The organism is Rhodococcus sp. EPR-147 (genome assembly GCF_001647185.1).
GTDB lineage: Bacteria > Actinomycetota > Actinomycetes > Mycobacteriales > Mycobacteriaceae > Rhodococcoides.
On sequence record NZ_LVCU01000480.1, the window covers coordinates 1 to 8,605 of the forward strand.

8 protein-coding genes are annotated in these 8,605 nt (G+C 65.2%); 6 read left to right on the plus strand and 2 right to left on the minus strand.

Going from position 1 to position 8,605, the window contains the following annotated elements; all coding sequences use genetic code 11:
- The 3 genes from A2J02_RS20490 to A2J02_RS20500 form a co-directional block, all read left to right on the plus strand.
- A partial coding sequence (locus tag A2J02_RS20490; protein ID WP_068052809.1) for an arabinosyltransferase occupies window positions 1-2,632 on the plus strand: 2,632 nt, incomplete at its 5' end.
- 55 nt (window positions 2,633-2,687) lie between these two features.
- Window positions 2,688-3,656, plus strand: coding sequence for an ATP-binding cassette domain-containing protein (locus A2J02_RS20495; RefSeq protein WP_068052812.1), 969 nt, complete (start codon window positions 2,688-2,690; stop codon window positions 3,654-3,656).
- Window positions 3,653-4,447 carry an ABC transporter permease gene (locus tag A2J02_RS20500; protein WP_068052814.1) on the plus strand — a complete coding sequence of 265 codons (795 nt, stop codon included), beginning with the start codon at window positions 3,653-3,655 and terminating at the stop codon, window positions 4,445-4,447. Before A2J02_RS20495 ends, A2J02_RS20500 begins: the two co-directional genes overlap by 4 nt.
- Window positions 4,448-4,517: 70 nt before the next feature.
- Here A2J02_RS20500 and greA read toward each other — a convergent pair whose 3' ends face one another.
- On the minus strand, window positions 4,518-5,012 hold the full coding sequence (greA, locus tag A2J02_RS20505) for a transcription elongation factor GreA (protein ID WP_032394210.1): 495 nt from the start codon (window positions 5,010-5,012) through the stop codon (window positions 4,518-4,520).
- 225 nt (window positions 5,013-5,237) lie between these two features.
- Window positions 5,238-5,678, minus strand: a complete 441-nt coding sequence (locus A2J02_RS20510) for a DUF4307 domain-containing protein (protein ID WP_068052817.1) — start codon at window positions 5,676-5,678, stop codon at window positions 5,238-5,240.
- 104 nt (window positions 5,679-5,782) lie between these two features.
- Between A2J02_RS20510 and mca the strand changes: the two genes are divergently transcribed.
- The 3 genes from mca to A2J02_RS20525 form a co-directional block, all read left to right on the plus strand.
- On the plus strand, window positions 5,783-6,658 hold the full coding sequence (gene mca / locus A2J02_RS20515) for a mycothiol conjugate amidase Mca (RefSeq protein WP_176460389.1): 876 nt from the start codon (window positions 5,783-5,785) through the stop codon (window positions 6,656-6,658).
- Window positions 6,655-6,897 (plus strand): hypothetical protein, encoded by a 243-nt coding sequence (locus A2J02_RS20520; protein ID WP_068052820.1) that lies wholly within the window; start codon window positions 6,655-6,657, stop codon window positions 6,895-6,897. Before mca ends, A2J02_RS20520 begins: the two co-directional genes overlap by 4 nt.
- Window positions 6,898-6,926: 29 nt before the next feature.
- Window positions 6,927-8,605 (plus strand): thioredoxin domain-containing protein (locus tag A2J02_RS20525; protein WP_068052823.1); only part of this gene is annotated, 1,679 nt, incomplete at its 3' end.

Here is an 8,605-nt window from a genome sequence, read left to right on the forward strand (position 1 = left end):
CGTGGACGATCTGACCCTCACAGCGCAGCTCGACAGTCGATTCTCGTCCACACCCAGTGCGCTGAAGTGGTTCGCGATGATCGTCGGGGTCCTCGTCACGGGCATCTCGCTGGTGGCACTGCACCGCCTCGACCTGTCCGACGGCCGACGTGCCCGACGGTTCCTGCCGCGTCGCTGGTGGACGTTCGGGGCTGCCGATGCGGTGGTGATCGGGACGTTGCTGGTGTGGCATCTGATCGGCGCGAACACCTCCGACGACGGTTACCAGCTGGGCATGGCGCGTACGGCCGATCACGCCGGGTACATGGCCAACTACTTCCGTTACTTCGGTGTGCCCGAGACACCGTTCGGAACGCCGCTGTACGACATGTTCGGAATCATGTCGCACGTCTCGACGGCCAGTGTCTGGATGCGCCTGCCGACGCTGATCTGCGCGGTCGTGGCGTGGCTCGTCATCAGCCGCGAGGTGATTCCGCGGTTCGGGGCTGCTGCTCGCGCCTCGAAGACTGCCCTGTGGACGGGCGGGCTGGTGCTGCTCGCGTTCTGGCTGCCGTACAACAACGGCCTGCGCCCCGAGCCGTTCGTGGCACTCGGAGTACTGCTGACATGGTGTTCGGTGGAGCGCTCGATCGCGACCCGCAGGTTGCTGCCCGCGGCCGCGGCGATACTCATCGCGGCGTTGACGGTCACCCACGGACCCTCCGGTTTCATCTGCTTCGCACCGCTGATCGCCGGAGCCAGGCCGGTGCTGCAGATCGTCGTCGCTCGGGCCCGGCAGTTCGGTAGCACGGCCTTGGGCGCGGCGACGTTGCTCGCCCCGCTGATCGCGTCGGGCACGGTGGTTCTGGTGTTCGCATTCGGCAACCAGACCGTGGCCGGCATGCTCGAGATGCAGCGGGTGCACAACGCGGCCGGGCCGAGTCAGGCCTGGTTCGACGAGTACCTGCGCTACCAGTGGCTGATGAACATGGACATCGACGGCTCGCTCGCGCGCCGCTTCGGAGTGTTCGTGATGATCGTCTCGCTGATCGCGGTCGTCGTCGCCATGCTGCGCAAGGGCGGCAAGATCCCCGGTACCGCAACGGGACCGGCTCGGCGGATCGTCGGCATCACCGTCGGGGCTATGGCATTGATGATGATCACCCCCACCAAGTGGACCCACCACTTCGGGGTCTTCGCCGGACTCGCCGCATCGGTTGCGGTGCTCGCAGCCGTGGCGACCGGCGCGGCGGTACTGCGATCGCGGCGCAACCGACTGCTGTTCGCCGCGTCGGTCTCGTTCGTGATGGCCGTCGCGTTCACCGGAACCAACGGGTACTGGTACGTCTCGGCCTGGGGAGTTCCGTTCTGGGACAAGCCGATCCTCGTTGCCGGTCTCGGCATCTCGACCATGTTCCTCGGCCTGACCCTGCTGCTGTTGCTCGCAGCCGTCTGGTTCCATCTCCGCGCGCCGTACGTGCGCACCGACAAACCGATGGCGCGATGGTGGTCGGTGCCGCCGATCGCTGTCGGGGCAGCACTGATGGTGCTGGTGGCCGTCGCGTCGATGGCCAAGGGTGCTGTGGCGCAGTGGCCGTCGTACTCGGTCGCGAAATCGAATCTCTCGGCGCTTGCCGGCGACACGTGCGGCCTCGCCAACGACGTGTTGCTCGAGACGAACCCCAATGCCGATGTGCTGCAACCGGTCATCGGGGATGCCTTCGCTGCGCTGGGCGAAGAGAACGACGGGTTCACCCCCGACGGTGTGGCGGGCGACCTCACCGCAGACAAGGAGTCCTCGGCGTCGGGTACCTCGAACACCGTCGACACCGACGAGCAGCAGCAGCCGACGTCGACCACCGGGGCCGGAACCGGCGGTAGCGCATTGCCGTTCGGATTGGATCCGGCCACCGTGCCGGTGCTCGGTTCGTTCGGGTCCGATGACAACGCCACGCTGACGACCGGGTGGTATGCACTGCCTGCCGATCCCGGCGATCTGATCTCGATCGCCGCTGCCGGACGCATCCGCTCGGTGGACTCCGACGGCATCGTCACGTACGGGCAGAGCCTCGAACTCGAGTACGGAGTCGACGGGCAGGCGCAGGGGCGGGTGACCCCCATCGATATCGGCCCGACGCCGTCGTGGCGCAACCTGCGTGTTCCGATGGATCGGATTCCGGCCGGTGCCAACACGATTCGGCTCGTGGTTGCCGACAACGATCGAGATTCCGACCAGTGGTTGGCGATCACCCCGCCGCGGGTTCCGCGTACCCAGACGTTGAACGAGGTCGTCGGCCGCGACGCTCCGGTGATGCTGGACTGGGAGGTCGGCTTCAACTTCCCCTGCCAGCATCCGTTCGATCACCGCCTCGGGGTTGCCGAAGTTCCGCAGTACCGGGTGCTGCCGGACCGCAGCGGTGCCGTCATCACCAACGCGTGGCAGGACCACTTCGGCGGTGGGCCGCTCGGGTGGATCGACATCGTCGCCTCCGCCCGCACCATCCCGTCGTATCTCGACGGCGACTGGGACCGCGACTGGGGGTCGATCGAGCAGTACATCCCGTACGACGAAACGGCGCAGGCGGCGCAGATCACAGCAGAAGAGGTCCAGCGTTCGGGTCTGTGGACGCCCGGTCCGATCAAGACCGGTTAATCTCTACGCGTTCGGAAGTCCTTACACCGACCAGTAGAGAAACGGGGAGAGGGCCATGGCGAACGCTATAGAAGTAGAGGACCTCGTACTTCGGTACGGCAAGAACGTCGCGCTCGACGGGATCGATTTCACCGTTCCCGAGGGCACGGTACTGGGTGTGCTCGGCCCCAACGGTGCGGGAAAGACCACGGCAGTCCGTATTCTCGCCACCTTGCTGCAAGCGACATCCGGCTCGGCCCGAATCTTCGGGCTCGACGTGGCGACGCAGGCCAACGAGGTGCGCAGCACGATCGGGCTGACCGGTCAGTTCGCGGCCGTGGACGAGTACCTGACCGGGTACGAGAATCTCGAGATGGTCGGCCGACTGTTCGGCCTACGCAAGGCCGAGGCCAAGAAGCGGGCCGACGAACTGCTCGCGCGATTCGATCTGGAGTACGCACGCGACCGGACGGCCAAGCAGTACTCGGGAGGTATGCGTCGGCGACTCGACATCGCGGCCAGCCTGATCGGTCGACCACGGGTGGTGTTCCTCGACGAGCCGACCACCGGGCTCGATCCACGTAGTCGAATCACCATGTGGGAGTTCATCGCAGATCTCGTTCGCGACGGCACGACCATTCTGCTGACCACTCAGTACTTGGAGGAGGCCGACCGGTTGGCCGATTCGATCATCGTGCTGAACAAGGGCAAGATCATCGCGCGTGGCACGGCCGACGAGCTCAAGGCCCAAACCGGCGGCGAGCGAGTCGAATTCGTGTTGACCGATCGGTCCCAGGCCGAGCGAGCGATGCAGATCCTCGCTCCGATCGGCGTCGAGCCACCCACCCTCGACGATCAGGTGGGCCGGATCGTCATGCCCGTCAACGGGGGATCGAAGGACCTGTCCACGGCGCTGGCCCAGCTGGAGGACAACGGAATCGGAGTGGTCGACGTCGGTCTGCGGCGGCCGAACCTCGACGATGTGTTCCTGAGTCTGACCGGTCAGACCACCGGCGAACCCGAGACGGCGGAGGAAGAGAAATGAGCAACGTTCTTCTGGATTCCGCGATCATCACCAAGCGAAATCTGATCAAGCTCAAGCGAGTTCCAGACCTACTGTTCTTCGCGACGCTCTCGCCGATCATGTTCGTCCTGCTGTTCGCGTACGTCTTCGGCAGTGCGATCGACGTCCCCGGAATCGACTACAAGAGCTTCCTGATGGGCGGCATCTTCGTACAGACGATGATCTTCGGTGCCTCGCTCACAGGGTCGTCGCTGGCCGAGGATCTGCAGAAGGGCGTGATGGATCGGTTCCGGTCGTTGCCGATGGCACGATCGGCAGTGGTGATCGGGCGGACCGCAGCAGATGTGGGCAACAACCTCGTCACCATCACGATCATGTCGCTCACCGGACTCCTCGTGGGGTGGCGCATCACGTCCTCGTTCTTCGATGCTCTGCTGGGGTACGTGCTGCTGCTGTTGTTCGCGTACTCGATCTCGTGGGTGATGGCCCTGGTTGGTCTGATCGTGCGGTCGCCCGAGATCTTCAACAACGCGTCGTTCATCGTGATCTTTCCGTTGACGTTCATCGCCAACACCTTCGTCCCGATCGACAACTTCCCCGCCGTGCTCAAGACGATCGCGGAGTGGAATCCGATCTCGTCGGTGACGTTGGCGGTGCGAGAGCAGTTCGGCAACACCAACCCGATGGCACCGCCGCCGGAGGTGTGGCCACTGCAGAACCCCGTGCTCTACACCCTGATCTGGGTCGTGTTGATGCTCGTGGTGTTCGTGCCGCTGTCGGTGCGCAAGTACCAGAAGACGATGACCGCCTGACATCCACGCAGAGAAGCACCCCCGGTCGCTCGGCGACCGGGGGTGCTTTCATGTCTTCTCGTGAGCAGGCCTAGGTGTGGTACGGCTCCGCGCTGACGAGGGTGACCTTCATGGTCTTGCCGTTGGGCAACGTGTACTCGCGGGTGTCGCCGACCTTGGCGTCGATGAGCGATCCGCCCAGAGGTGACGCGGGGGAGTACACCTCGAGCTTGTTGTCGCGGGCACCCTCTTCGCGGGTGGCGATCAGGAACGTCTCGGTATCGGACTCGTCGCCGTCGTAGTAGACCTTGACGACCGAGCCGGGCAGAGCGACGCCGGACTGGGTGGGTGCCTCGCCGACCTTCGCGTTGTTGAGCAGCTCCTGCAGCTGGCGGATACGTGCTTCCTGCTGGCCCTGCTCTTCGCGCGCAGCGTGGTAGCCGCCGTTCTCCTTCAGATCGCCCTCTTCGCGACGCTCGTTGATCTCGGCGGCGATGACGGGGCGATTGGAAATGAGCTGGTCGAGTTCGCTCTTGAGCCTGTCGTGTGATTCCTGGGTAAGCCAGGTCACCTGGGTCTCGGTCATCTCGATCACTCCCTCGTAGTCGGAATCTCGAGCTCGGATTCCGGTTTCTGAGCAGGTAGGGCACGCAACGAACAGGGGACTCCAATGGTTGGATCCCCTTGGTCGGCCCACATCCTGGAGCCGTCGTCATCGTTCGCAGGTGAACCCTGCCCGCAATGCAGCAATACACGGCACCTTCTGCGGTGGCCGTGTATGACCCGACCTTACCACGAACAGGCAGTTCGCCTATCGGGCTCTTAAATATTCGGGAACATCGAGGGTGCAGCCGTAGACGTCGCCGACGGCAGGGGCGGCCGACGTCGTCACCTCTGTGGTCATCTCCACGGTGGTGGACGCCGACTCCGGTGGGATGTACACCTCGCGCCTGCCGGTCTCGGAGCCGTCGCGCGAGCGAGCGCGGACGATGCAGACAGCGGGCTGCTCGGGATCTTGCCGGGTGACGCTGAAACGGATCGACATCGTGTCCTCGTCGACGATGTCGAACGAGAGCTGACTGCCCTCGATCGGTTTGACCGAGAACTTGCTGTACGCGTAGTAGGCCACGCCCAGCCCGACCAGCAGGACCAGAGCCACCAGTGCGATCTTCGTCGCACGTTTGGGGGCCTGTCGAATACCGCTCGGGCCTGAACCCGACGGGTATCTACCTGCGGGAAGTGCGTTGGTCATGGCCGCTCTCGGGATCGATTCGGGGGTGCCGCTGGGGGCCTGTCGGCGTCAGATGGAACTATAGGGGCAGGCAAGAATCAGGCGAATCCGAGGTGAGGAAGAACGTGTCCGGACTGCGGCTCATGGCAGTGCATGCCCATCCCGACGACGAATCCAGCAAAGGCGCTGCGACAACGGCTCGCTACGCGGCCGAAGGACACGATGTTCTGGTCGTCACCCTGACCGGTGGCGAGCGGGGAGACATCCTCAATCCGGCGATGGACATTCCGGGCGTGCACGAGCGTATCCACGAGGTTCGGCGTGAGGAGATGGCCGAGGCCGCCCGAGTGCTGGGCGTGCAGCAGACGTGGCTCGGGTTCGAGGACTCCGGGTTGCCCGAGGGCGATCCGCTCCCGCCGCTTCCCGACGGCTGTTTCGCGTTGGTCCCGTTGGAGGTCTCGACCGAGGCGCTGGTGAAGGTGGTTCGCGAGTTCAAGCCGCACGTCATCACCACGTACGACGAACGCGGCGGGTACCCGCACCCGGACCACATCCGGTGCCACGAGGTCTCGATGGCGGCATGGGAGGCAGCGGGCGATCCCGAACGCTTCCCCGACGCCGGTGAGCCCTGGACTCCGCTCAAGCTGTACTACTCGCACGGCTTCATTCGTAAGCGCATGCAGCTGTTCCACGACTGGTTCATCGACCGCGGTGAGGAGAGCCCGTTCGTGGACTGGCTGAAGCGGTGGGACGGCCAGCGCGACGAGATCATCGGCCGCATCACCACTCAGGTCACCGTCGGTGACTGGTTCGAGCAGCGCGACGACGCCCTACGCGCACACGCGACGCAGATCGATCCCAACGGCTCGTTCTTCGCCGTGCCGCTGGACGTGCAGCGCAAGCTGTGGCCCACCGAAGAGTTCGAGCTGGCCCGCACTCGGGTCACGACGTCGCTGCCCGAGACGGACCTGTTCGCCGGAATAGAAGAGACCGACAAATGATCGTTTCGATCCTCGCCCAGCAGCCGACCGGTCCCGAATTCGGTAAGTCCTCGCCCATCGGTCTGGTGATCCTGGTCGCGCTGTTGGTCGGAACGGCACTGCTGATCTGGTCCATGAACAAGAAGATCAAGCGTCTGCCCGCCACCTTCGAGCAGGAGGATCCGACGTTGGATCAGGCTCTCGACGAGGGCACCGATCGCGGCGGGTTGGCAGATCCGTTTCCGCCGGATCAGAATTGAACCAAACCCGTCGTCTCCGACGAGCCCTGATGCTCGACGCCAATGCCCTGGGTGAGTCCACCAGCCCGTATCTGAAGCAACATGCGGACAACCCGGTGCACTGGCAGCAGTGGGGACCGCAGGCACAGCAGTCCGCTCGCGATCGCGATGTTCCGATCCTGCTGTCGATCGGATACTCGGCGTGCCACTGGTGCCATGTCATGGCACACGAGTCGTTCGAGGACGAGGCGACCGCGTCGCTGATGAACGAGCATTTCGTGTGCATCAAGGTCGATCGCGAGGAACGACCCGACCTGGACGCGGTGTACATGAACGCCACCGTCGCGATGACCGGCCAGGGCGGGTGGCCGATGACGTGTTTTCTGACCCCCGACACCGAACCGTTCTACTGCGGTACCTACTTCCCGCCGGCTCCGCGTCAGGGAATGCCGTCGTTCCAGCAGTTGCTCACCGCGATCGCCGACACCTGGTCGACGCGGCGACAGGAGGTGTTCGACGCCTCCGCCGACATCGTCACCGAACTTCGCAAACACAGCGCAGGCGTGCCCGCAGGCGGTCGCCCGATCGACGCCGATGCATTGGCGGCCTCGGTCTCCGCGATCTGCGCCGACGAGGACACCCTCTACGGCGGCTTCGGCCGAGCACCGAAGTTCCCGCCCGGCGCGCTGCTCGAAGGGCTGCTTCGGCACTACGAACGCACCGGCGACACCGAGGTTCTCGGCGTCGTGCGCCGAACCGCGTCGGCCATGGCCCGCGGGGGTATCTACGACCAGCTGGGCGGGGGATTCGCGCGCTACTCCGTCGATGCCGAGTGGATCGTCCCGCACTTCGAGAAGATGCTCTACGACAACGCCCTGCTGTTGCGGTTCTACGCGCACGCAGCGCGAGTCGACGACGATGCGCTCGCCCGGCGGGTGGCGTCGGACACCGCGGAGTTCATGCTGCGTGAATTACGCACGGCCAACGGCTGTTTCGCGTCGGCACTCGATGCCGACACCGAGGGCATCGAGGGTCTGACGTATGCGTGGACTCCGGAGCAACTGACCGAGACACTCGGCTTCGAGGACGGTGTGTGGGCAGCAGGGCTGTTCGCGGTGAACTCGGCAGGCACGTTCGAGGCCGGCATGTCGGTCTTGCAGCTGCCCGCCGAACCCGAGGACTACGACCGGTTCGCCCGAGTGCGCAGCACGTTGTTCGCCGCTCGCGCGACTCGGCCGCAACCGGGCCGCGACGACAAGGTCGTCACCGCGTGGAACGGGTTGGCGATCACGGCGTTGGTCGAGGCCGGGACCGGGTTGGGACAACCGCGATGGGTCGACGCGGCAGTCGAGTGCGGCGAGCAACTGTTCGCCGGCCACGTCGAGTCGGGCCGAGTCCGCCGCGCCTCACTCGGCAGTGCAGTCGGGGAGGCCACCGGTGTGCTCGAGGACTACGCGGCTCTCGCCGTCGCGGCGGCAGCGTTGTTCCAGGCCACCGGAGACACGGTCTGGACCGAGCGCATGACGTCGATCGTCGATGCCGCGATCGACCACTTCGCCGACCCGGACGACGTCGGCGCGTGGTTCGACACCGCCGACGATGCCGAGACTCTCGTGACCCGGCCTCGTGACCCGATCGACGGGGCCACCCCGTCGGGCGCGTCGACGATGGCCGAGGCGCTGCTCACCGCAGCGGCGTTGGTCGATCACACGTCCTCGGCGCGATACGG